The 22,668-nt window shown below is 70.3% G+C and carries 20 protein-coding genes; 13 read left to right on the top strand and 7 right to left on the bottom strand.

The genetic code is table 11. The annotated features are described in order from the left end of the window. The first annotated feature begins 500 nt into the window (after positions 1-500). Together KHU32_RS01845 and KHU32_RS01840 are read left to right on the top strand one after the other, a co-directional pair. Complete coding sequence (locus tag KHU32_RS01845) at positions 501-3,353, top strand: Rne/Rng family ribonuclease (RefSeq protein ID WP_213668339.1); 2,853 nt, start codon at positions 501-503, stop codon at positions 3,351-3,353. Then, a complete protein-coding gene (locus tag KHU32_RS01840; protein WP_213668338.1) occupies positions 3,350-4,144 on the top strand; it encodes an enoyl-CoA hydratase/isomerase family protein in 795 nt (264 codons plus the stop codon). Before KHU32_RS01845 ends, KHU32_RS01840 begins: the two co-directional genes overlap by 4 nt. Positions 4,145-4,321: 177 nt before the next feature. Here the strand turns inward: KHU32_RS01840 and KHU32_RS01835 are convergent, their stop codons facing one another. The 4 genes from KHU32_RS01835 to KHU32_RS01820 form a co-directional block, all read right to left on the bottom strand. Then, complete coding sequence (locus tag KHU32_RS01835) at positions 4,322-4,687, bottom strand: hypothetical protein (protein WP_213668337.1); 366 nt, start codon at positions 4,685-4,687, stop codon at positions 4,322-4,324. Positions 4,688-4,733: 46 nt separating this feature from the next. Continuing rightward, positions 4,734-6,386 carry a pyruvate kinase gene (gene pyk / locus KHU32_RS01830; protein WP_213668336.1) on the bottom strand — a complete coding sequence of 551 codons (1,653 nt, stop codon included), beginning with the start codon at positions 6,384-6,386 and terminating at the stop codon, positions 4,734-4,736. Between the two features lie 64 nt (positions 6,387-6,450). After that, complete coding sequence (locus KHU32_RS01825) at positions 6,451-7,752, bottom strand: glycerate kinase type-2 family protein (RefSeq protein WP_213669625.1); 1,302 nt, start codon at positions 7,750-7,752, stop codon at positions 6,451-6,453. 57 nt (positions 7,753-7,809) lie between these two features. After that, positions 7,810-8,232, bottom strand: a complete 423-nt coding sequence (locus tag KHU32_RS01820) for a winged helix-turn-helix transcriptional regulator (protein WP_347265492.1) — start codon at positions 8,230-8,232, stop codon at positions 7,810-7,812. A gap of 67 nt (positions 8,233-8,299) precedes the next feature. Between KHU32_RS01820 and KHU32_RS01815 the strand changes: the two genes are divergently transcribed. From KHU32_RS01815 to KHU32_RS01775, 9 genes are all read left to right on the top strand, one after another. Further along, complete coding sequence (locus KHU32_RS01815; protein ID WP_213668334.1) at positions 8,300-9,202, top strand: aromatic alcohol reductase; 903 nt, start codon at positions 8,300-8,302, stop codon at positions 9,200-9,202. A gap of 80 nt (positions 9,203-9,282) precedes the next feature. After that, positions 9,283-10,356, top strand: a complete 1,074-nt coding sequence (locus tag KHU32_RS01810) for a tartrate dehydrogenase (protein ID WP_213668333.1) — start codon at positions 9,283-9,285, stop codon at positions 10,354-10,356. Positions 10,357-10,397: 41 nt separating this feature from the next. Then, a complete protein-coding gene (locus KHU32_RS01805) occupies positions 10,398-11,369 on the top strand; it encodes a tripartite tricarboxylate transporter substrate-binding protein (RefSeq protein ID WP_249680486.1) in 972 nt (323 codons plus the stop codon). A 168-nt stretch (positions 11,370-11,537) separates the two neighbouring features. Further along, positions 11,538-12,620 carry a branched-chain amino acid aminotransferase gene (locus KHU32_RS01800; protein WP_213668332.1) on the top strand — a complete coding sequence of 361 codons (1,083 nt, stop codon included), beginning with the start codon at positions 11,538-11,540 and terminating at the stop codon, positions 12,618-12,620. A gap of 114 nt (positions 12,621-12,734) precedes the next feature. Further along, the gene (locus KHU32_RS01795) at positions 12,735-13,085 is read left to right on the top strand and encodes a DUF1244 domain-containing protein (RefSeq protein WP_213668331.1); all 351 of its coding nucleotides are present in this window, start codon (positions 12,735-12,737) and stop codon (positions 13,083-13,085) included. A 45-nt stretch (positions 13,086-13,130) separates the two neighbouring features. Continuing rightward, positions 13,131-13,430: a DUF2312 domain-containing protein gene (locus KHU32_RS01790; protein WP_213668330.1), complete on the top strand. Its 300-nt coding sequence runs from the start codon at positions 13,131-13,133 to the stop codon at positions 13,428-13,430. Between the two features lie 169 nt (positions 13,431-13,599). Continuing rightward, positions 13,600-14,370 (top strand): TerC family protein, encoded by a 771-nt coding sequence (locus tag KHU32_RS01785; RefSeq protein ID WP_213668329.1) that lies wholly within the window; start codon positions 13,600-13,602, stop codon positions 14,368-14,370. Between the two features lie 39 nt (positions 14,371-14,409). Then, the gene (locus tag KHU32_RS01780; protein WP_213668328.1) at positions 14,410-15,543 is read left to right on the top strand and encodes a mandelate racemase/muconate lactonizing enzyme family protein; all 1,134 of its coding nucleotides are present in this window, start codon (positions 14,410-14,412) and stop codon (positions 15,541-15,543) included. A 79-nt stretch (positions 15,544-15,622) separates the two neighbouring features. Next, on the top strand, positions 15,623-16,624 hold the full coding sequence (locus KHU32_RS01775; protein WP_213668327.1) for an NAD(P)H-dependent flavin oxidoreductase: 1,002 nt from the start codon (positions 15,623-15,625) through the stop codon (positions 16,622-16,624). A gap of 51 nt (positions 16,625-16,675) precedes the next feature. Here the strand turns inward: KHU32_RS01775 and KHU32_RS01770 are convergent, their stop codons facing one another. From KHU32_RS01770 to KHU32_RS01760, 3 genes are all read right to left on the bottom strand, one after another. Then, positions 16,676-17,182: a Spy/CpxP family protein refolding chaperone gene (locus KHU32_RS01770; RefSeq protein WP_213668326.1), complete on the bottom strand. Its 507-nt coding sequence runs from the start codon at positions 17,180-17,182 to the stop codon at positions 16,676-16,678. An 11-nt stretch (positions 17,183-17,193) separates the two neighbouring features. Next, positions 17,194-17,556 (bottom strand): hypothetical protein, encoded by a 363-nt coding sequence (locus KHU32_RS01765; RefSeq protein ID WP_213668325.1) that lies wholly within the window; start codon positions 17,554-17,556, stop codon positions 17,194-17,196. Between the two features lie 74 nt (positions 17,557-17,630). Beyond that, positions 17,631-19,340 (bottom strand): AMP-dependent synthetase/ligase, encoded by a 1,710-nt coding sequence (locus KHU32_RS01760; protein WP_213668324.1) that lies wholly within the window; start codon positions 19,338-19,340, stop codon positions 17,631-17,633. Between the two features lie 53 nt (positions 19,341-19,393). Here KHU32_RS01760 and KHU32_RS01755 point away from each other — a divergent pair, with 53 nt between their 5' ends. Together KHU32_RS01755 and KHU32_RS01750 are read left to right on the top strand one after the other, a co-directional pair. Then, a complete protein-coding gene (locus KHU32_RS01755; protein WP_408887822.1) occupies positions 19,394-21,244 on the top strand; it encodes a M3 family oligoendopeptidase in 1,851 nt (616 codons plus the stop codon). After that, complete coding sequence (locus KHU32_RS01750; RefSeq protein ID WP_213668322.1) at positions 21,241-22,596, top strand: ABC1 kinase family protein; 1,356 nt, start codon at positions 21,241-21,243, stop codon at positions 22,594-22,596. The genes KHU32_RS01755 and KHU32_RS01750 overlap by 4 nt, the downstream gene beginning before the upstream one ends. The last annotated feature ends 72 nt before the right edge of the window (positions 22,597-22,668 follow it).

The raw sequence follows: 22,668 nt of genomic DNA, 5'->3' as shown, positions 1-22,668 counted from the left end.
GACGTCATCCTGTGGCTTTTCCACAGCATGCCTTGTGACAGCGCGCAGGGACGCTTATGCTTTTAAGGCCCCAGCGATAGGTGCTGCGGGCGGAACAGGGGCGAGCGGTGCGGCTTTAGCGCGCCACGCCCTGGTCGTGGTCCGCCGGATGGACGCCCCCCAACGGAAATTCCGGGGGAGGCGCTTCGAAGAAAGGGCCCTCCGGTTCCGCCGGCGCGCCCGCGGTGCAGGCTGGCCCTGCCGAGATGCTTGTCCAGTCTGCCGCAATATCGTCCGCCCGCGTAGGGCGCACATCCGTGGGGGTGAGCCATTGGGCGCGACGCCCCGTTGCCTGCAGACCGCCTGAGCGGCGCAGGACAAGGGCTTCCGCGCCCCCGAGTGAGGACGCAAGCGCATGTCACGGACATCGCCGCCCATCGGCCCGCACCCGGAATCCACACACCTTTTCCGCCGCCGGCCGGGTGCTCCCATGCCCCACCGCGGTGCGGAGTTTTCCTCACATGACCAAGCGCATGTTGATCGATGCGGCACACCCGGAAGAGACCCGGGTGGTCGTGATGGACGGCCATCGCGTCGATGAATTCGACCTGGAGGCCGCCAACCGGCTGCCTCTCAAGGGTAATATCTATCTCGCCCGCGTCGTCCGCGTGGAGCCGAGCCTCCAGGCCGCCTTCGTGGAATACGGCGGCAACCGCCACGGCTTCCTGGCCTTCGGCGAAATCCACCCCGATTATTACCAGATCCCCGTCGCCGACCGTCAGCGGCTGATCGAGGCCCAGGAGGCCGAGGCCCGCGAGGAAGCCGAGGCCGAGGCCCGCGACGAGGAGCGCCGGGCGCAGGCCCAGGCCGCCCGCGCCGCCGCCCAGGCCGCGCGCGTCGCCAAGGCAGAGGCCGGCGAGGAAGCCCCCGCCGAGGAGCTCCCCGAGGCCCTGCCGGAAGAGCTGACCTCCGAGCAGCCCACCGCCGAGGAGATGGAAGCCGACATCGTCGCCCAGCTCGAATCGCAGGGCCAGCCGGAAGCCGCGGAAGCCTCCGACGGGAATGACGACGAGAATGGCAGCCGGGTTGAGATTCTTCCCCCCTCCGACGCCCCGCCGCCCGAGACCATCGGCGCCAGCGAGGGCGATGCCGAGGGCGAGGCCGAGGCCGAGCGGGAAGAGGAGCGCCGCGAGCGCCGTTCCTCCCCGCGCTTCCTGCGCAACTACAAGATCCAGGAGGTCATCCGCCGCCGGCAGATCCTCCTCATCCAGGTCGTGAAGGAGGAGCGCGGCACCAAGGGCGCGGCGCTCACCACTTATATCTCGCTGGCCGGCCGCTTCTCCGTGCTGATGCCCAACAGCCCGCGCGGCGGCGGCGTCTCCCGCAAGATCACCTCCAGCTCCGACCGCCGCCGCCTGCGCGAGGTGATCGACGAGCTGGAGATGCCGTCGGGCATGTCGCTCATCGTCCGCACCGCGGGCGCGCAGCGGCCGAAGCCCGAGATCAAGCGCGACTGCGAGTACCTGCTGCGCCTCTGGGACGACATCCGCGAGCGGACGCTGGCCAGCACGGCGCCGGCGCTGATCTACGAGGAAGCCGACCTCATCAAGCGCTCCATCCGCGACGGCTATGCCCGCGACATGGACGAGATCATCGTCGAGGGCGACCAGGCCTACAGCCAGGCGCGCGAGTTCATGCGCATGCTGATGCCGGAGCACGCCCGCAAGATCCAGGCGTACCGCGACGGCACGGTGCCGCTCTTCTCGCGCTACCAGGCCGAGGCGCAGCTCGATGCCATGCACGAGCCGAACTGCCAGCTCCGCTCGGGCGGCTACCTCGTCATCAACCAGACCGAGGCGCTGGTCGCCATCGACGTGAACTCCGGCCGCTCGACGCGTGAGCGCAGCATCGAGGACACGGCGCTCCGCACCAACCTCGAGGCCGCCGACGAGATCGCCCGGCAGCTTCGCCTGCGCGACCTCGCGGGCCTGATCGTCATCGACTTCATCGACATGGACTCCAATCGCCACAACGCGATGGTGGAGAAGCGGATGAAGGACGCGCTGCGGACGGATCGCGCGCGCATCCAGGTCGGCCGCATCAGCCATTTCGGCCTGCTCGAGCTGTCGCGGCAGCGGCTGCGCCCGTCGCTGGCCGAGACGACCTTCGTCACCTGCCCGCATTGCCTGGGCCGCGGCACCGTCCGGGGCCTCGAGAGCAGCGCGCTGGCCGTGCTGCGCGCGGTCGAGGAGGAGTGCGCCAAGCGCCGCGCCGCCGAGATCACGGTGCGCGTGACCTCGCCCGTCGCCCTCTACCTGCTGAACAAGAAGCGTGACCGCCTGGCCGATATTGAAGGCCGGTGGGGCGTGACCGTCCTCTTCGATCCGGACGACACGCTGCACGGCGCCGAGACGCGCATCGAGCGCAGCAAGGCCCCGCCGCCGCCGATCGAGGAGCGCCCCGCGGCGCTGCGCATGGATTACGCCGCCGAGGAAGAGACCGAGGAAGCCGAGGAGGCCGAGACGGCCGAGAGCCCCGAGGCCGCCGCGGCGAATGTCGAGGGCGAGGGCTCACGCCGTCCGCGCCGCCGCCGTGGCCGTGGCCGCAGCCGCAACGGCACGGGCAACGGCACGTCGTCGGATGCCGAGGGCGAGGAGGGTTCGGGCGAGGCTTCCGGTGAAGCGGAGGCTCCGGCCGAGGCCGTCGCCGATTCGCCAGCCGAGGGCGAGCCCGTCGCCGCCGCCCAGGAGGAGGCCGAGGCCGAGCCGAAGCCGGCCGCCCAGTCCGAGGAAGAGGCGGCTCCCGCCGGCGCTCGCCGCCGTGGCAGCCGGGGCGGCAACCGCCGCCGTGGCACGCCCGCCGAGGCGGCGGTTGCCGCCCAGGCCGCCGCGCCGGCCTATGCCGGGCCCACGCCGGCGGATCCCTTCTCCAACACGGGCGACAGCCTGCTCGCGGTGATGGAGGCGGCCGAGGCCGCCGCCGAGGCCGCGCTCGCGCCGCGCCGCGCCGTGGAGGCCCCGGTGGTCTCCGAGGCACCGGTCGCGTCGGAGGCCGTCGTGGCCCCTGCCGAGGCCGTGGCTGCCGAGCCGGTGCCGGTTGAGGCCGCGCCTGTCGAAGCGCCGGCCGTCGAGGCCGCGCCCGTCGCCATCGTCGAGGCTGCGGCCCCCGAGGCCGCGCCGGAAACGGCACCGGTCCCCGAGCCGGTCGCGGCTGCGCCGGAGCCCGTGGCCGCCGCGCCCGAGCCTGCGCCGGTCGTTGCCGCGCCGCAGCCCGAGCCGGTCGCCGAGGTGGTGATCGGACCGGCCATCCTGCCCAAGACGGTTGAGGAAGTGGCCGCGGCCGCGCCCCGCCGTGGTGGCTGGTGGAAGCGGTGAGCGGCGCCGAACCGCCGGTCCTCGTTCGCCGCGAAGGGCCGGTCGTCCATGTGACGCTCAATCGCCCCGCCCGCCGCAACGCCATCGGCGGCGGCATGGGCGAGGCGCTCGACGAGCTCATCGCCGGTCTGCGGACCGATCCGGAGGCCCGCGTGGTGGTGCTGCGCGGGGCCGGCGGGCATTTCTGCGCCGGCCTCGACCTCTCGGAGATGGCGCAGGGCACGCCGGAGGAGCGGCTGGCGGCGCAGCTCACGCGCAACCGCCGCATCGGCGCACGCTACCAGGAGCTGTCCGAGCTGCCGCAGGTGGTGATCGCGGCGATCGAGGGCTCGGCGCATGCCGGCGGCCTCGGCTTCGTCTGCTGCGCGGACATCGCCTTCGCGAGCGGGGATGCCCGCTTCTCAGCGCCCGAGACCCGGCGCGGGCTGGTTCCCGCGCAGATCCTGCCCTGGGTCGCCCGGCGGATCGGCCGTGCCAAGGCCACCCGCCTGGTGCTGGAGGCGAGCGTCATCGACGCCGCCACGGCGCTGCGCTGGGGCCTGGTGCATGAGGTCGGCGAGGACCGCGAGGCGCTCGAGGCGCTGGTGGCGCAGAGCGTGGCGCTGATCCTGGAGGGCGCGCCCCGCGCGCTCGCCGAGACCAAGGGCCTGCTGGCCGCGCTCGGCCCGTTGGCGCCGGAGAGCTATGCGGAGGAGGGCGCCAAGGCCTTCGCCCGCACGGGCTCCAGCCCCGAATCCGCCGAAGGCATCGCGGCCTTCAAGGAAAAGCGGAAGCCGAGCTGGGCCGTCTAGGGCGTTTTACCCGACCGGATGATTCCATCTGGTCGGGCGATGCTCCAAGGCCTTTCCGTCCGGGCGGGCCCATGCCGGCCGCCTTGGTTTTTCGTTCCCGAACCTCTTCACCCGATCGTGCCGGGCGGCGCGATCGGAGCCGTTCCGGCCGGCTGGTCTGAAGTAGAGTGCCCTACTCTACTGCGGGCGGATGACTTCCGTGCCGCTGCCGAAGGCGCCCATGATGGTCCACTGGCCGGCCATCTCGCCGTCGGGCTTGATCTCGTAGATGCCCATGCTGGGCTGGCCGCCCAGGCTGAAGGCGGTGGCGAAGGTCAGGCCGCTCACCATTCCCACGCCCTCGATGGTCTCTGAGCCGATGGTCCAGGTGAGCCGGAAGCTCAGCAGGCCGATCTGCTCCAGCTCCAGGGAGCCGGTGTACTGCGTCCCGTCCGGATTGGCGCCGGTGACGTTGTAGGTCCCGGCCCGCTGCGCCGAGGCCGGCGCCGCCAGCACGGGAGCGAGGCCCAAGGTCAGGCAGGCGGCCAAGATCAGTCGCTTCATCGACACCACAGTCCCGTTGGCGAACGGCCGACGGGACCGCTCGCGGCTATTTCACGGTGGCGACCCTGAGCGAGTTGGTGGTGCCGGGCGTCCCGAAGGGAACACCCGCCGTCACCACCACCTCGTCGCCGGTCTGCACGAAGCCTTCCTGCTGTGCTGCCCGGCAGGCCCGCGCCACCATCTCCGTCATGGAGTGGATATCCTGAACCACCAGCGGATGCACCCCCCAGACGACCGCAAGCCGTCGCGCCGACTGGATGCGGGGCGTCAGGCCCAGGATGGGGCAGTCCGGCCGCTCCCGCGCCACGCGCTGCGTGGTGGAGGCGGTGCTGGTGAAGGTCACGATGACACGGGCGCCGATGGTATGCGCCACCTGGCGGGCCGCGGCGGCGATGGCGCCGGCGCTGGACACTTCCGGCTCCGGCCGGCGGGCATCCGTCTGGGCGCGCCAGTCCGGGTCCTGCTCCACCCGGGCCACGATGCGGTCCATGATGTTGACGGCCTCGAGCGGGAACTGGCCCGCCGCCGTCTCGGCCGAGAGCATCACGGCATCGGCGCCGTCGAAGACCGCGGTCGCGACGTCGGAGGCCTCGGCGCGGGTGGGGGAGGGCGAGGAGATCATGCTCTCCAGCATCTGCGTCGCCACCACGACCGGCTTGCCCAGGGCGCGGGCGGCGCGGACGATCCGCTTCTGGACGAGCGGCACCTCCTCGGGCGGCATCTCCACGCCGAGATCGCCGCGGGCGACCATCACGCAATCGGTCAGCGCCAGGATGCCGTCGAGATTCTCGACCGCCTGCGGCTTCTCCATCTTCACCATCACCCAGGCGCGATCGCCGCAGATGGCCTTGGCCTCGGCCACGTCTTCGGGCCGCTGCACGAAGGAGAGGCCGATATATTCCACCCCCAGCGGCAGGACGAATTCCAGGTCCGCCCGGTCCTTGGCGGTGAGGGCGGGGATGGGCAGCGCCACGTCGGGCACGTTCACGCCCTTGCGGTCGGAGAGCGGGCCGCCGACGACGACCTCGGTCTCCAGGTGGTCGCCCTCGACCTGGCGGACGACGCGCAGGCGCAGCTTGCCGTCGTCCAGCAGCAGGGTGGTGCCGATGCGCGCGGCGGCGATGATCTCGGGATGCGGCAGCTGGACGCGCTTCACGTCGCCCGGCGTGGGGTTGAGGTCGAGGCGGAAGCGGCTGCCGGTGGCGAGCTGCACGCGGCCGGCGGCGAACTGGCCCACGCGGAGCTTGGGGCCCTGCACGTCGGCCAGGATGCCGATGGGGCGGCCGGTCTTGCGCTCGACCTCGCGGATGGCCGCGATGCGCGCGGCGTGATCCTCATGGGTGCCGTGGGAGAAGTTGAGCCGGAAGACGTCCGCACCCTGGCGGAAGAGCTTCTCGATCATCTCGACCGAGGAGCTGGAGGGGCCCAGCGTCGCGACGATGCGCGTGCGCCGGTGGCGGTGCATGGGGATGCGCGGCCGGGCTGCGCCTTCGGAGCTGCGGCTGGAGGGGGCGGGCGGCGCGCCGGGCGAGCGGAGCGAGTCCGCCTCGATGCCGAAGAGTGCGGCCACGTCCTCCACGCGGTCGGCCGGGACGCGCTTCCATTGGCTGACGGCCGCAGTGGAGATGTTGAGGGCGGTCGCGATGCGGGTGACCGCACCGCGGTGGGCGAGGATATCCTCGAGGACGGGATCGCGCATGGCCTTAAGTTATCATTTTTAAGTCCGACCGCAAGTGTCGAGTTCGTGACTTAATTTTGATAAGTTAAGTGACCAGTAAGATCCTGACATCATTCACATTCGTCAGGGTCGGGCCCGTCTTGATGAGGCTGCCGGCCTTCTCGAAGACGTCGTAGCTGCGGTGCTCCGCCAGGGCCGTGCGCGGATCCAGCCCCGCCCTGCGCGCCATGGCGAGGGTGTCGGGCCCCGCGATCGCCCCTGCCGCGTCCGACTTGCCGTCGATCCCGTCGGTATCGGCGCAGAGGGCCCAGGTACCGGGCGCGCCGTTCAGCGCCAGCGCCATGCCCAGCAGGCATTCGGTGCCGCGCCCGCCGGCGCCCGGGGTGCCCGGCGCCATGGTGACGGTGGTCTCGCCGCCCGAAAGCAGCACGCAGGGCGCGCCGAGCGGCAGGCCATGCGTGGCCGCGCTCCGGGCGATGCCGGCCAGCGCCTGGCCGACATGCCGGGCCTCGCCCTCCAGCGCGTCGCCGAGGATGAGGGGGAGGAGGTCCATGCCGCGCGCCGCCTCGGCCATGGCCTCCAGCGCCATCATGGGCGTCGCGATCATGCGGAGCTCGTTGCCGGCGAGGCGCGGATCGCCGGGCTTGGGCGTCTCGTCGCGGCCTTCGGCGAGGTGGCGCATCGCCGCCTCGGGCAGGCCCATGCGGTAATGCGCGACCAGCGCGCGCGCCTCGGCGTAGGTCGAGGGATCGGCCACCGTGGGCCCGGAAGCGATGACTTCCGGATCGTCGCCCGGCACGTCGGAGATGGCGAGCGTCAGCACGCGCGCCGGCGCGGCCGCCAGCGCCAGCCGGCCGCCGGAGAAGGCCGAAAGATGCTTGCGGATGCAGTTCATCTCGTGGATGGGCGCGCCGGAATCCAGCAGCGCCTGGTTCACGGCGATGAGCTCCTCCAGGGTCAGCCCCTCGGCCGGCAGGGTGGAGAGCGAGGAGCCGCCGCCCGAGATCAGCGCCAGCACCAGGTCGTCCGCCGTCAGGCCGCGCACGGCCTCCAGGATCTCGGCCGCCGCCGCCGCGCCCGAGGCGTCGGGGCGGGGATGCGCGCCGAAGCGCAACGCGATCCGGCGATGGGCCGGCGGCTCGGGCAGGTCGGCGCCATGGGGCGCGATGACGACACCGGTGAGCGGAACCTCGGGCCAGGCGCGCTCCACGGCCAGCGCCATCTTGGCCGCGGCCTTGCCGGCGCCGACCACCACCACGCGGCCGCTGCGCGGCGGCTCCGGCAGGTGCGCCGCCAGCACGGAAAGCGGATCCGCCGCGCGCACGCCCGCGTCGAACAGCGCGCGCAGCGCTGCCACGGCGCGTGTCTCATTCCAGTCCGACGTCATCTCACCCCTGCCCGTCAAGTCGCGCGCATCATGGGCGCGAGCCCGGGAGGGCGCAATTCACGGGGCATCCTGACCGTCGAAACGCCGGCGCGCGGCCCGGAAGGAGGCGGCATTGTCGATCACCCAGGTCCAGAGCGGCATCATGCCCATCAGCAGGCCACGCCCCAGTTCCGTCAGCGCGTAGTCGACCCGCGGGGGCACCTCGCGGTGATCATGCCGGAGGATCAGCCCGTCGCGCTCCAGCTGGCGGAGCGTCCGCGTCAGCATCCGCTGCGTGACGCCCTCCAGCCGGCGGGCCAGCTCAGCGTGGCGAAGCGTCCCGGCGACGCCCAGCGCATGGACCACGCCGAGCGGCCAGCGGTTGCCGGCATGGGCGAGCACCTCGCGCTTCAGCCCGTCCTCCTCTTCGCTCAGCGCGTCGCAGGCGGCCTGCGAGCGGGCGATCACCTCGTCGAAGCCTGGTCCGTCGCTCGGTATCACGCCTGTGCCTTCTTCCTGCCTCCGGCGGGGCCGCCCAACTGGACGATCTCTTCCACCGGAGATTCCCATGTCAAATACCGAATCCAGGCCGCAGGCCACCCTTGTCGTCGGCGCGGGCGAGCTCGGCCTCGCCATGTTGCGCTCGCTGTCCGAGTGGGCCGGCGCGGGTCGCCTCGGCGTCCTCCTGCGGCCCCTTCGCGACGGCGAGGCCGACGGCTCGGCCCTGTTGCGCGGGATGAGCGTGGCCATCGTCCGCGCTGATCTGGCGACGGAGACCGAGGCGGGGCTCGCCGCGATCTTCCGGGAGTTCGGCACGGTCATCTGCTGCTCGGGCTTCGTCGGCGGGCCGGGCACGCAGCGCAGGATCACCGCTGCCGTCCTGCGGGCCGGGGTGGGGCGCTACGTGCCCTGGCAGTTCGGCGTCGATTATGACGTCGTCGGCCGCGGCAGCGGGCAGGAGGTGTGGGACGAACAGCTCGACGTGCGTGACATGCTGCGCGCCCAGTCCCGCACGCGCTGGGTCATCGTCTCTACGGGGATGTTCACGAGCTTCCTGTTCGAGCCCTCCTTCGGCGTGGTCGATCTCGGGAAGGGCCGGGTCCATGCGCTCGGGAGCTGGGACAACCGGCTGACCCTCACCACCCCTGAGGATATCGGACGCCTGACGACCGCGATTCTGGCGCAGGAGCCGCCGATCGAGGATGAAGTGGTCCATGTCGCGGGCGACACGCTCTCCTACGCGCAACTGGCCGACACGGTGGAGAGCCATCTCGGCCGCCCCGTGGAGCGCAGGCTGTGGAGCCTGGACCGGCTCCGGGCGGCGGCGGCGGCGCATCCCGGCGACGGCATGCGGAAGTATCACCTAGCCTTCGCCCGCGATGCGGGGGTCGCCTGGGACAAGGAGCGAAGCTTCAACGCCGCGCGGGGCATCCCCGTTACCGACGTGCCGACCTGGCTGCGGGCCGGCTGAAAACCGCCCCGCCCCCTTCATGCGCTGGGACTTCCATGCGAGGAGGGATGCAAACGCCCCCCTCGTCCAGGAGCCCCCAAATGCGCAGTTACCGCATCGCCGCCATTGCCGGAGATGGCATCGGCAAGGAAGTCATCCCCGCCGGTCTTGAGGTCCTGCGGGCGCTTCAGGCCAGGGCAGGCGACTTCGAGCTGGAGGTGGTCGACTTCCCCTGGGGCAGCGATTTCTACCGCGAGACCGGCCGGATGATGCCGGAGGACGGGCTCGACCAGCTCCGCGGCTTCGACGCCATCTATTTCGGCGCGGTCGGTGACCCGCATCTGCCGGATTCGCTGACCCTCTGGGGCCTGCGGCTCAACATCTGCCAGGGCTTCGACCAGTACGCCAATATCCGCCCCACGCGCGTCCTGCCCGGCCTCGAGAGCCCGCTGCGCGGCGCCGGGCCCGGCTCCATCGACTGGGTCATCGTGCGCGAGAACAGCGAGGGCGAATATGCCGGCCATGGCGGCCGCGCCCATCGCGGCCACGAGATCGAGGTGGCGACCGAGACCTCGATCTTCACCCGCGTCGGCGTCGAGCGGATCATGCGCACGGCCTTCACCATCGCCGCGTCGCGCCCGCGCAAGCTGCTGACCGTCGTCACCAAGTCCAACGCCCAGCGCCACGGCATGGTCTTCTGGGACGAGGTGGCCGCCAAGGTCGCCGCGGAATTCCCCCAGGTGACCTGGGAGAAGGAGCTGGTGGACGCCATGGCCGCGCGCATGGTGCGCAAGCCCGACAGCATCGACACCGTGGTCGCCACCAACCTGCACGCCGATATCCTGAGCGACCTGGCGGGCGCGCTGGCCGGCTCGCTCGGCGTGGCGCCGACGGCGAATCTCGATCCGTCGCGCCAGGCGCCCTCCATGTTCGAGCCTATCCACGGCTCGGCCTTCGACATCACGGGCAAGGGCATCGCCAACCCGGTCGCCACCTTCTGGACCGCCTGCATGATGCTGGAGCACCTCGGCGAGAAGCCGGCGGCCGAGCGCCTCATGCGCGGCATCGAGGCGGCGACGGCCAAGGGCGTGACGACGCCCGACCTCGGCGGAAAGGCCAATACGGCGGAGGTGACGGCGGCCGTGGTCGACGCTATCCGTAGCAGCAACGACTAGATCGGCCGTGCCTTCGGTCGATCGCAAGAAAAACCGGGGGAATGTTCATGATCTCGCGCCGCGCCACCTTGGCCCTGCCGTGCCTGCTCGCTGCGCCCGCCCTGGCGCAGGGGGCCTTTCCGCAGCGCGCGCTGACGCTGCTCGTGCCCTTCGCGGCTGGCGGCCCGACCGACATGATCGGCCGCCTCGTGGCGGAGGGCATGTCCAAGGACCTCGGCCAGCCGGTGGCGGTGGAGAATGTGACGGGCGCCGGCGGCACCATCGCCGCGGCGCGCGTCGCCCAGAGCCGGCCGGACGGCTACACGCTGCTGCTGCACCATATCGGCCTGGCCAGCGCGGCGACGCTCTACCGGCGCCTGCCCTTCGACATCCAGCGTGGGCTGGCGCCGCTCGGCGTCGTTTCGCATACGGGCATGACCCTGGTGGCGCGGCCGGATTTCGAGGCGGCCGACCTCGCCGCCTATCTCGCCGCCATCCGGGCGCGGGGCGATGCGCTCAACCTCGGCCATAGCGGCCTCGGCGGCTCGAACCAGCTCTGCGGTATGCTGCTGCAGCACGCGGCGGGGCAGAGCGTCACCAACGTCGTCTTCCGCGGCAGCGCGCCCGCGATGACGGAGCTGATGGCCGGCCGGCTGGACATCACCTGCGACCAGGCGACGGTCACCGCGCCCTTCCTGCGCGACAACCGCATCCGCGGCTATGCGGTGACCCTGCCGCAGCGCATCCCGGGCCTGGATCTGCCGACCACGGCCGAGCTCGGCGTTCCGCTCGCCATGTCCGCCTGGCACGGGCTCTACACGGCCGGCGGCACGCCGCCCGAGGTGCAGCAGCGGCTGGCGCAGGCCATCCGCCTGGCGCTGCGCGAGGACCGGCTCAAGTCCCGCTTCGCGGATACCTTCACCACCGTCGCGACCCAGGAAGAGGCCGATCCCGCCCATCACACGGCCTTCCTGGCCAGCGAGATCGACCGGCTGCGGCCGCTCATCCTGGCCGCCGGGCAGTTCGCGGATTGAGGCCGCGCCGCGCCGCAACAAGGGCAGCAAGGTTGACCTATCCCGCGTCCAGCGCATGGGTGGCTTGCCGAGTTCCCAGGTTTGAGGCGCGGGTTGTTGCGATAATCTCCTGTGACGCGCAAGATCATTGCGTGCCGGAACGATAAAGAACCGACGAGAGCGAGTGACATGACCGAGATCACCACCACGCTGACCCGCACGCCGGCCGCCCGGCCCGCCGATGCCGCGCTGTCCTTCGGCAAGGTCCTGACGGACCACATGTTCATGATGAACTACACGGCCGGCAAAGGCTGGCACGACCCGCGCGTCGTCCCCTACGCGCCGCTGTCGCTGGATCCGGCGACGCAGGTGCTGCACTACGGCCAGGCGATCTTCGACGGGCTGAAGGCCTTCCGCGGCCCCGACGGCCAGATCCGCCTCTTCCGCGCCCAGCGCCATGCCGAGCGCCTGAACAAGTCCGCCCGCGCCCTCTGCATCCCCGAGCTGGACGCCGACCTCGTGCGTCGCTCCTTCGAGGCGATCGTGGCGGTGGACAACGAATGGGTGCCGCACGCCATGGGCACCTCGCTCTACATCCGCCCGACCGTGATCGCGACCGACGTGATGCTCGGCGTGCATCCTTCGGCCACCTACACCTACTTCGTGATCTGCTCGCCGGTGGGCGCCTACTACAAGGAGGGCGTGAAGCCCGTCCGCATCCTGGTGAGCGACAACCATGTGCGCGCGGTGCAGGGCGGCCTGGGCGAGGCCAAGACGGCGGCCAACTACGCCGCCTCGCTCTCGGCCCAGCTCGAGGCGGAGGAGGCCGGCTACACCCAGGTGCTCTGGCTCGACGGCGTGGAGCGCAAGTACATCGACGAGGTCGGCACCATGAACATCATGATGCAGATCGGCGACGAGGTGATCACGCCGCCGCTGGCCGGCACGATCCTGGACGGCGTGACCCGCAACTCCTGCCTGCAGCTCATGCGCGACTGGGGCCTCAAGGTCTCCGAGCGGAAGATCTCCATCGACGAGGTGATGGCCGCCGGCCGCGACGGCTCGCTGCGCGAGATGTGGGGCACGGGCACCGCGGCCGTGGTCTCGCCCGTGGGCGAGCTCGGCTACAAGGGCGAGAAGGTCAGCATCGGCAATGGCCAGACCGGCCTGCTGACGCAGAAGCTCTACGACTCGATCATCGGCATCCAGTACGGCACGGCGCCGGACGCGCATGGCTGGACGAGCGTCGTGAAGGTGCCGGCGAAGGTCTGACACGCGGGCGATACGGGCGCGCCCTGTGCGCGCCCGGACGCAGGCGGAACGAAGGCCCGGCGGGTTGAACCGCCGGGCCTTTTGCGTATCTCTGGCAGGCAAAGGAGTTCGTCCATGCCCGCACCGCAACCCGAAGCCGACCTCGCCCTCGGCGCCGCCGCCGGACTCGACCAGGCGGCCCGCGACCGCATCGAGGCCGCGGCCTTCCGCAAGCTGGTGGCTCATCTGCGCGAGCGCGGCGACGTCCAGAACATCGACCTCATGAACCTCGCCGGCTTTTGCCGGAACTGCATGAGTCGCTGGTACCAGGAGGCCGCCGCCGACGCCGGCCTCGCCCTGGAGACGCCCGCCGCGCGGGAGATCGTCTACGGGATGGACTACAAGGCCTGGCAGGCCGCGAATCAGAAGGAAGCCACGCCGGAGCAAAAGGCGGCCTTCGGTCAAGCCATGGCCAAGCACGGGTAGAGGGGCTACGTCCCTCCGCCGGTAACGCATCTGCGAGAGATATCCATGTCCGACACCGACCACGACGCCGCGGCCAGTCGCGCCCGGCAGGCCGCTGATCCCGATTCCGACGTGGGCGGCATCGCCGCCGACCGGCTGCGCTCCATCATCGAGCGCATCGAGCGGCTGGAGGAGGAGCGCAAGGCCCTCGCCGACGACATCAAGGACATCTTCAGCGAGGCCAAGTCCGCGGGCTTCGACGTGAAGGTGGTCCGCCAGATCATCCGCATCCGCAAGCAGGAGCCCGCCGAGGTGGAGGAGCAGGAGACGCTGCTCGACCTCTACCGCCGCGCGCTGGGCATGTGAGCCCTTCGCCCGGGACCGTTCAGGCGGTCCCGGGCGTTGCCGCTTCGGATGGATGCCGAAGCGAATCGATGAATGCGATCTTGGCCGGATGCAACCGGCCGGCCATGTCGGACATTCGATCGACCGAGCAGGCGCAATGGCGCGATCCTGCCCGGGAAATCAGGAGAAGATGGACGACATATTGGCGCTCGCCGGGGATCCGGCGGCTTGGGTGGCCCTCGGGACCCTCATCGTCATGGAAGTCGTGCTCGGCATCGACAACCTATTGTTCATCTCCATCCTGACGAACAAACTCCCTGAGCATCAGCGTGCCCGGGCGCGCTTCATCGGCATCGGCGCGGCGCTGGTCCTGCGCCTGGCGCTGCTTAGCCTGGTCTTCGTCATCGTCCGCCTCACCGAGCCGGTACTGACGCTCTTCGGCCAATCCTTCTCCTGGCGCGACCTGATCCTGATCGGCGGCGGGCTCTTCCTGGTCTGGAAGGCCACCAAGGAAATCCACCACAACGTCGATCCGGTGCCGGCGCCCGAGGCGACCCCGGCCGGCGGCGCAGCCCTGGCACAGGTGGGCTATGCCGCCGTGATCGGGCAGATCCTGCTGCTGGACCTCGTCTTCTCGCTCGACAGCATCATCACCGCCGTCGGCATGACCGATCACATCGAGATCATGGTGATCGCCGTCGTCGTCACCGTCGTGGTCATGCTCGTCGCCGCCAATCCGCTGGGCAACTTCATCAACGCCAATCCTTCCGTGGTGATGCTGGCGCTCTCCTTCCTCCTGATGATCGGCATGACGCTCATCGCGGAGGGCTTCGGCGTGAAGGTGCCGAAGGGCTACGTCTACGCAGCCATGGCCTTCTCGGCGGCGGTGGAAACGCTCAACATGGTCTCGCGGCGGGCGAAGGCGCGGAAGGCGGCGCCCAGGATGCCCGTCGCCCGCTGAGGCCCGAAGGGCCCACGGCGACAGGGGGAAGGGAGCGGCATGAAGATCGCCCGGGTGAGCACGCATGTGCTCGAGGCACGGCTGGCGGAGCCCTTCGCCTATTCGCGTGCCTGGTACGACACGCGCATGGCCATGATCGTCGAGATCGAGACCGATACGGGCCTCGTGGGCTGGGGTGAATGCTACGGCCCGGCCCGGATGACGGCGGCCGTGGTGCGCAACGTCGCCCCCTGGCTGATCGGCGAGGACCCGCTGCGGACCGAGGTCATCTGGCAGGACATCTATGCCCGGCTCAGGGATCACGGCCAGAAGGGCCTGGTCATCCAGGGGCTCAGCGGCATCGACATCGCGCTCTGGGACATCAAGGGCAAGCACTTTTCGGCGCCGGTGCACCAGCTCATGGGCGGGCCGGTGCGGACGGAGGTCCAGGCCTATGCCACCGGCCTCTACCGTCGCCGGGGCGGCGATCCCCTGCGCTACCTGCCCGAGGAGGCCGCCGGCTACGTGGCCGAGGGCTTCCGGGCCGTGAAGCTGAAGGTCGGCTTCGGAATCGCCGAGGACCTCGCCGCCACCCGCGCCGTGCGCGAGGCGATCGGCCCCGATATCGGGCTCATGGTCGATGCCAACCACGCCTACGACGCTGTCGCAGCCATCCGGCTGGGGCGGTTGATCGAACCGCTGGACATCGGCTGGTTCGAGGAGCCGGTGCCGCCCGAGGACCTGGCGGGCCACCGGGCGGTGAAGGCGGCGCTCGGCATCCCGGTCGCCAGCGGCGAGTGCGAGTTCACGCGCTTCGGCTTTCGCGAGATGCTGGTGCAGGGCGCGGTGGACATCATCCAGCCCGATACCTGCTCGGCCGGAGGACTGTCGGAATGCAAGAAGATCGCCGACATGGCGGCGGCCTTCGGCGTCCGGTACAATCCGCATTGCTGGGGCACCGGCATCGGCCTGGCCGCCGCCCTTCAGCTCTCAGCCGTTCTGCCGACGCACACGCCCACCTCCCTGGCGCCCGCCCAGCCCCTCTTCGAGTTCGACCGCACCGAGCATCCAATCCGCCAGGCCATCCTGAAGCAGCCGCTGGAGCCGGTCGGGGGCATGATGCGCATCCCCACGGGGCCGGGCCTCGGCATCGAGATCGACCGCGACGCCCTGGCCCGCTTCAGGGCCGGATAGAACCGGCCTCCGCCGGAGCCTGTTCGGGACCACCCGGCTGGGACTAAACTGCGCGGTATCGAAAGGTGAGGAACGAAGCATGGATCTGCGCGACAAGGTGAGGGGGCGCCTGCGGCTGCCGTTGATTGGCTCGCCGCTGTTCATCATCTCGGTGCCGGCGCTTGTCATCGCGCAGTGCAAGGCCGGCGTCATCGGCGCCATGCCGACGCTCAATGCGCGCCCCGTGGAGCAGCTGGACGACTGGCTGGCCGAGATCACCGAGACGCTGGCCGCGCATGACGCCGCCCACCCGGACCGGCCTTCCGCCCCCTTCGCCATGAACCTGATCGTCCACCGCTCGAACGACCGGCTGGAGCAGGATCTCGCCCTTTGCGAGAAGCACAAGGTACCGCTGATCATCAGCTCGCTGGGTGCGCGCGAGGAGGTGAATCACGCCGTCCATGCCTATGGCGGCCATGTAATGCACGACGTCATCAACCAGGTCTTCGCGCACAAGGCGATCGAGAAGGGCGCGGACGGGCTGGTGCTGGTCGCCGCCGGCGCGGGCGGCCATGCCGGCGCGCAGAGCCCCTTCGCCCTGCTGCAGGAGACGCGCAGCTGGTTCGATGGCCCGATCGCGCTGTCGGGCTCCATCGCGCATGGCCGCAGCATCCTGGCCGCCGAGGCCATGGGCGCGGACTTCGCCTATATGGGCACCGCCTTCATCGCGACCGAGGAAGCCCGCGCGATGGACGACTACAAGCGCATGATCACGGAATCGGGCGCGTCGGACATCGTCTACACGAACCTGATCACGGGCGTGCACGGCAACTACCTCAAGCCGTCGGTCCGCAATGCCGGCCTCGATCCCGACAATCTCGAGACCTCGGACAAGTCCGCCATGTCCTTCGGCTCCGACCGGAAGAAGAAGTGGAAGGACATCTGGGGCGCGGGGCAGAGCGTCTCCGGCATCAACGAGGTGGTGCCGGCGGCCGAGCTTATCGACCGGCTGCATGCCGAATACACCGAGGCGCGCCGGAAGATGGGGGCGCCGTCGCCGCTGCTCAACCCGAACTGGACGCGGGTGCCCCAGCCGGCCTGACGCGGCGCGGTCCGAGGTGGTGGCAGGGCCTCGCCGGCCCTGCCTTTCCGGTCAGCGGTGTTGCGGCCGGTTCTGCCGCGGCCGGTGCTGGTCGCGGAAGATGACGTCGGCCCTTTCCTTCTGGTCGGCCGACATCGTGTCGTAGAGGGCCCGGAAGGTCGTCGCGAGGCGCATCCGCTCCTGTGCGAGCTGCTCCGAGATCTGCGCGTAATCCAGCATGTTCTCCGCGGCGTTCATCTGCGCCAGCCGCGTCCCGCGCTGCGAGAAGCGCTGGCGCATGGCGATGGCGTTGTCGCGGGTCACCTTCGTGAATTCCTGCCATTGCGGCTCCTGCGCGGGCGTGATGCCGAGCAGGGTGCGCAGCCGGGCGAGATGCGCCTCCACATTCTGCATCATCTGTTCCTGCGTCAGATGAGGCGGTCGTCGCTGCTGGGTCGCGGCGGAAACTGGCGCGACCGCCGCAGGGGGGCGTGGTTCCTGCGCCTGCCCGGCGAGCGGCAGGGCCAGCATCACGGGAAGGCAGAGGGCCGCGAGGCGGCCGGTCCTGGTCATGATCATCGTGCGGACCCTCATTTGTAGCCGTAATAGCCGGGAGGCGGGGCATAGGAGGGCGGCGGCGCATAGCCGGGCGGCGGCTCGTAATAGGCCGGGGGCGGCGCCACCTGGGACTGCTGCAGCGCATAGGCGCCGCCGAGCAGGCCGAGGCCCAGAAGCGCGCCGCCGATGATGGCCCCCGTATTGTCGCTCCGGCCGTAGCCGCCGTAATACCCGCCGCCGCCGTGATAGCCGCGGTCGTAATGCCGGCCGGGGGGCGGCCCGCCATGTCGGCCATGGTCCCGGTGGTGCTGCGCCATCGCAGGTCCCGCCGACAGCGCCATGACGGCAGCCAGGCCCACCGCCAGCAGCGGCTTGCATCCGCTTCCGCGTGTCATCCGCGCGTTCCTCTCGATACGTTATGGGAGAGGAACGGATGGGCGGCCCGCGGGTTGCCGCGGGCGCCCGCCGCTCAGGCGAGGGCTTCGATCTCGCTGGCGTAGCGCTCGATCACCTGGCGCCGCTTCACCTTCATCGTCGGCGTCATCAGCCCGTTCTCGACCGTGAAGGGCTCGGTGACCGGCGTGAAGCGCCGGACGCGCTCGATGGTCGAGAGCCGGGCATTCACACGCTTCACCGCGTCGCCGACCTGCCCCTCGCGCCCCTCGGCGGGCACGATCAGCGCCACCACGCCCGTCAGCCCCTCGCCGGCGGCGACGACCTGCGCGACCTCGGGTTCGGCCGCGAGCAGGCTCTCGATCTTCGAGGGCGCGACCATGTCGCCGCCCTTCAGCTTGATGAAGTCGCGCTTGCGGTCGGTGATGTGGATGCGGCCCTCGCGCAGCTCCGCCACGTCGCCGGTATGGAGCCAGGCCAGGCCGTCATCGGGCGTGACGGTGATGGAGCGCGCAGTGGCCTCGGGGTTGTTCCAGTAGCCGTCCATCACGAGGTCGCCGCGCACCAGCAGCTCGCCATCGGCCGCGATCTTCACGTCCACCCCGTGCAGTGGCTTGCCCACGCTGCGGCGGTCGTTGTTCCAGGGCAGGTTCACGCTGACGACGGGGCCGGCCTCGGTCTGGCCGTAGCCCTGCAGCACCGTGACGCCCAGGGCGAGGAAGAAGCCCGAGAGATCGGGGTCGAGCCGCGCGCCGCCGGAGACCAGCGCCTTGATCCGCCCGCCGAAGCGCGCGCGGACCTTCTCGCGCACCAGCCGGTCCAGCACCTTGTCCATCACCCAGTCGATGGGGCCGAGGCGCCCGCCATCCAGGCGGCGCAGCCCCAGCTCCAGCGCCTTGTCGAAGAGGCGCTGCTTCGCGCCGCCTTCCTTGGCGACCTGGGCGGAGACGCGTTCGCGGATCACCTCGAATAGGCGGGGCACGGTGGTGATGAGGTGGGGCCGATGCTCGGCGAAATCGGCCAGTAGCTTGTCCGCCCCGCGCGAGAAGACGAGCTCCACGCCGGCGGAGGGCATGAGGTAGCCGCCCACCGTGTGTTCATAGGCATGGGACAGCGGCAGGAAGGAGAGGTAGCGGCCCTGACCCTCGATCCCGATCTTGCCGATGATCCGCCGCACCGCCGCGCAATTGGCGAGCATGGAACGGTGGGGCAGCATCACCCCCTTGGGCGGGCCGCCGGTGCCTGAGGTGTAGATCAGGCAGGCCAGCCGGCCCTCGGGGATGTGCTCCACCTCGGCCATGAGGGCGGCGAGGTCGGCGGGCGTCTCCAGCGCGGCCCAGGGCGTCGCGGCCTCGGCCTCCTCCATGCAGATCAGGATATCGAGGCCTTCCACCTGCGCCGCGGCCGAGCGGAGCCGGCCGACCAGCGCGGCGGTGGAGGCGATGACGGCCCGGGCGCCCGAATCCCGCAGGATATGCGCGTGGTCCGCGACCGTATTGGTCGTGTAGGTGGGCACAGAGACGGCGCCGATGGACATGATGGCCGTGTCGGCCACCAGGAATTCCGGGCGATTCTCGCTGACCAGCAGCACGCGGTCGCCCGGCATGACGCCGAGTTGCCTGAGGCCCGCCGCCGCATCCGCCACCTTCTGCGCGAAGGCGCCCCGGCTCATCTTCCGCCACCCGGCGTCCCGCCAATAACCGATCAATGGCAGGTCGGGCGCCTCGGCGGCCAGAGTGAAGAGCAAGGCGGGGAGGCTCTTCGCCCCCTCGATTCCTGTTGTCATTCCCGCTTCCCGCTTGGCCGTTCCGTCAGGGCGCATATATGGGAGAAATGCGAATGATCCCAGGCCGCGTGCCCGAAATGCTGCGCTCCCCCCTCGATGCCTCCTCGGGCGAGGCCGCCCTGCCGTCCTGGGACCTCTCCGATCTCTACAAGGGGCAGGACGATCCGGCGCTCGAGTCGGACCTGGCCCGCGTGGAGGCCGAGGCGCGCGCCTTCCAGGAGAAATATGCGGGCAAGCTGGCCGGCCTCTCCGGCGACGAGCTGGTCGGGGCCATCGAGGCCTGCGAGCGGATCGAGGAGGTGCTGGGTCGGGCGATGAGCTTCGCCTCGCTCATCTTCGCCGGGGATTCGCTGAGCGGCGGGAACGGGCGCTTCTACCAGACGATGCAGGAGCGCGTGACGACGGTCTCCTCGCACCTCGTCTTCTTCTCGCTGGAGCTGAACCACATCGCGGAGGCGGATCTCGAGAAGAAGATCGCTTCCAGCCCCCGGCTCGCCGGCTGGCGCTCCTGGCTGCGCGACCTGCGCGTCTGGCTGCCGCACCAGCTCTCCGACGAGATGGAGCGCCTGCTGCACGAGAAGGAGGTCACCGGCCGCGCCGCCTGGAACCGCCTCTTCGACGAGACGCTGGCCACCATGACCGTGAAGGTCGGCGAGGAGGAGCTCTCCGTCTCCGCCGCGCTGAACAAGCTCTCTGACACCGATCGCGCGGTGCGCCAGGCCGCGGCCAAGGGCGTCTCCGAGGCTTTCGGCAGCCGCATCCGCCTCTTCAGCCTCATCACCAATACGCTGGTGAAGGACAAGGAGGTGATGGACAAGTGGCGCCAGCACGCCCGTCCCGGCTCCTCCCGCAACCTCGCCAACATGGTCGAGGACGAGGTGGTGGACGCGCTGGTGAAGGCCGTCACCGACAGCTTTCCCCGTCTTTCGCACCGCTACTACACGCTGAAGGCCAAGTGGCTCGGGCTGGAGAAGCTGCAGCATTGGGACCGCAACGCGCCGCTGCCGCGCGACGACGACAGCCAGATCGCCTGGCCGGATGCGGTCAGCCGCGTGCGCCGCGCCTATGCCGGCTTCAGCCCCGAGATGGAGAAGCTGGCCGCGCCCTTCTTCGAGCAGGACTGGATCGACGCCGCGCTGCGCCCGGGCAAGGCCAGCGGCGCCTTTGCGCACCCGACGGTGCCCTCGGCGCATCCCTATCTGCTGCTGAACTACCACGGCAAGGCGCGGGACGTGATGACGCTGGCCCATGAGCTCGGCCATGGCGTGCACCAGCGTCTCGCCGCCGCGCAGGGCTATTTCCGCTCCTCGACGCCGCTGACCCTGGCCGAGACTGCCAGCGTCTTCGGCGAGATGCTGACCTTCCGCGCCCTGCTGGACGCGGAGAAGGATCCCGCCAAGCGCCGGCTGCTGCTGGCCGGCAAGGTGGAGGACATGCTGAACACGGTCGTCCGCCAGATCGCCTTCTACAAGTTCGAGACCCAGGTGCATGACGAGCGTCGCAACGGCGAGCTCTCGCCCGAGCGGATCGGCGAGATCTGGATGTCCATTCAGACCGAGAGCCTGGGGCCGATCTTCGAGTTCACGCCGGATTACTCGTCCTACTGGGCCTATATCCCGCACTTCGTGCACTCGCCCTTCTACGTCTATGCCTATGCCTTCGGGGATTGCTTGGTGAACGCGCTCTACGGCGTCTTCCGTGACGGCTCGGTGCCGGGCTTCGAAGGGAAGTACCTCGACATGCTCAAGGCCGGCGGCACGCTCCGCCATCAGGAGCTGCTGGCGCCCTTCGGCCTGGATGCCTCGGACCCCGACTTCTGGAAGAAGGGCCTCGACGTGATCTCGGGCTTCATTGACGAATTGGCGCGCGAAACGCGCGACGACGAATTGGAGGCTTCTTCTTGACCGATGAGCGGGAGACCAGCCTGTTCGGCGAGGTGCGCCGCATGGTGCGCACCTCCGGCGCCGTCACGGGCATCGCGGCCCGCGTGGCCGGCCAGCGCTTCCTCGGCCTCAAGACCGACAAGGGCGCGCATGCGGAGGACCTGAAGGCCATCCTCGGCGGCCTCAAGGGGCCGATGATGAAGGTGGCGCAGTTCCTCGCCACCGTGCCCGACGCGCTGCCCGAGGAATATGCGCGCGAGCTCGCCACGCTCCAGTCCAACGCGCCGCCCATGGGCGCGGCCTTCGTGCGGCGCCGCATGCAGACCGAGTTGGGCCCGCAATGGCAGTCGCGCTTCGCCAGCTTCGGGCTGGAGGCGGCCGCGGCGGCCAGCCTCGGCCAGGTACATCGCGGGACGCTGCATGACGGCCGCGAGGTCGCCTGCAAGCTGCAGTATCCGGACATGCCCTCGGTCGTGGAGGCGGATCTCCGCCAGCTCAAGATTGCGCTCAGCCTCTACCGGCGCATGGACAATGCGCTGGACAACGAGGAAGCCTTCGCCGAGCTGAAGGACCGCCTGCGCGAGGAGCTGGACTATGAGCGCGAGGCCTCCCAGCAGCGCCTCTACGGCCTCATGCTGGCCGATCAGCCGAACGTGCACGTGCCCACGCCGGTCGAGGAGCTGACCACGCGGCGGCTGCTGACCATGACTTGGCTGCCGGGCGAATCCATTCTCAAGCGCATCGAGGAAGGTGCCGACCAGGAGGAGCGCAACGCCTATGCGCGCGCGCTCTTCGCTGCCTGGTACGTGCCGCTCTACCGCTACGGCGTCATCCATGGCGACCCGCATCTGGGCAACTACCAGGTCCGCCCCTGGGACCTCGGCATCAACCTGCTGGACTTCGGCACCATCCGTGTCTTCCCGCCCAGTTTCATCACGGGCGTGCTGACGCTCTACGAGGCGGTGCGCGACGGCGACGACGAGAAGGCGGCCGAGGGCTTCCGCATCTGGGGCTTCCGCGACCTCTCGCGCGAAACGATGCTGATCCTGAAGAAGTGGGCCTCCTTCCTCTACGAACCCCTCATGCAGGACCGCGTGCGCCCGATCCAGGAGACCGACGACCCCATGTTCGGCCGCAAGGTCGCCGAGGAGGTGCATCAGGGCCTGAAGAAGACCGGCGGCGTGCGCGTCCCGCGCGAGTTCCCGCTGATGGACCGCTCGGCGATCGGACTCGGCAGCGTCTTCCTGCGGCTGGATGCGCGCCTCAACTGGCACCGGCTGTTCCACGAGCTGGTCGACGACTTCAACGAGCAGAAGCTGGCGGAACGGCAGGCGGCGGCGCTGGCCGAGGCCCGGGTCCCCGCGACCGTGTGAGGCGGGGAGGGGCCCGGCGGCCCCTCCTGCCCACCCCATGACTTAACTTCCCTGGACCTTCGAAGCTGGATT

It is taken from the genome of Roseococcus pinisoli (assembly GCF_018413645.1).
GTDB classification, from domain to species: domain Bacteria; phylum Pseudomonadota; class Alphaproteobacteria; order Acetobacterales; family Acetobacteraceae; genus Roseococcus; species Roseococcus pinisoli.
The sequence above is the reverse complement of the archived record's forward strand: the minus strand, read 5'-3'. Positions and strand labels throughout refer to the sequence as shown.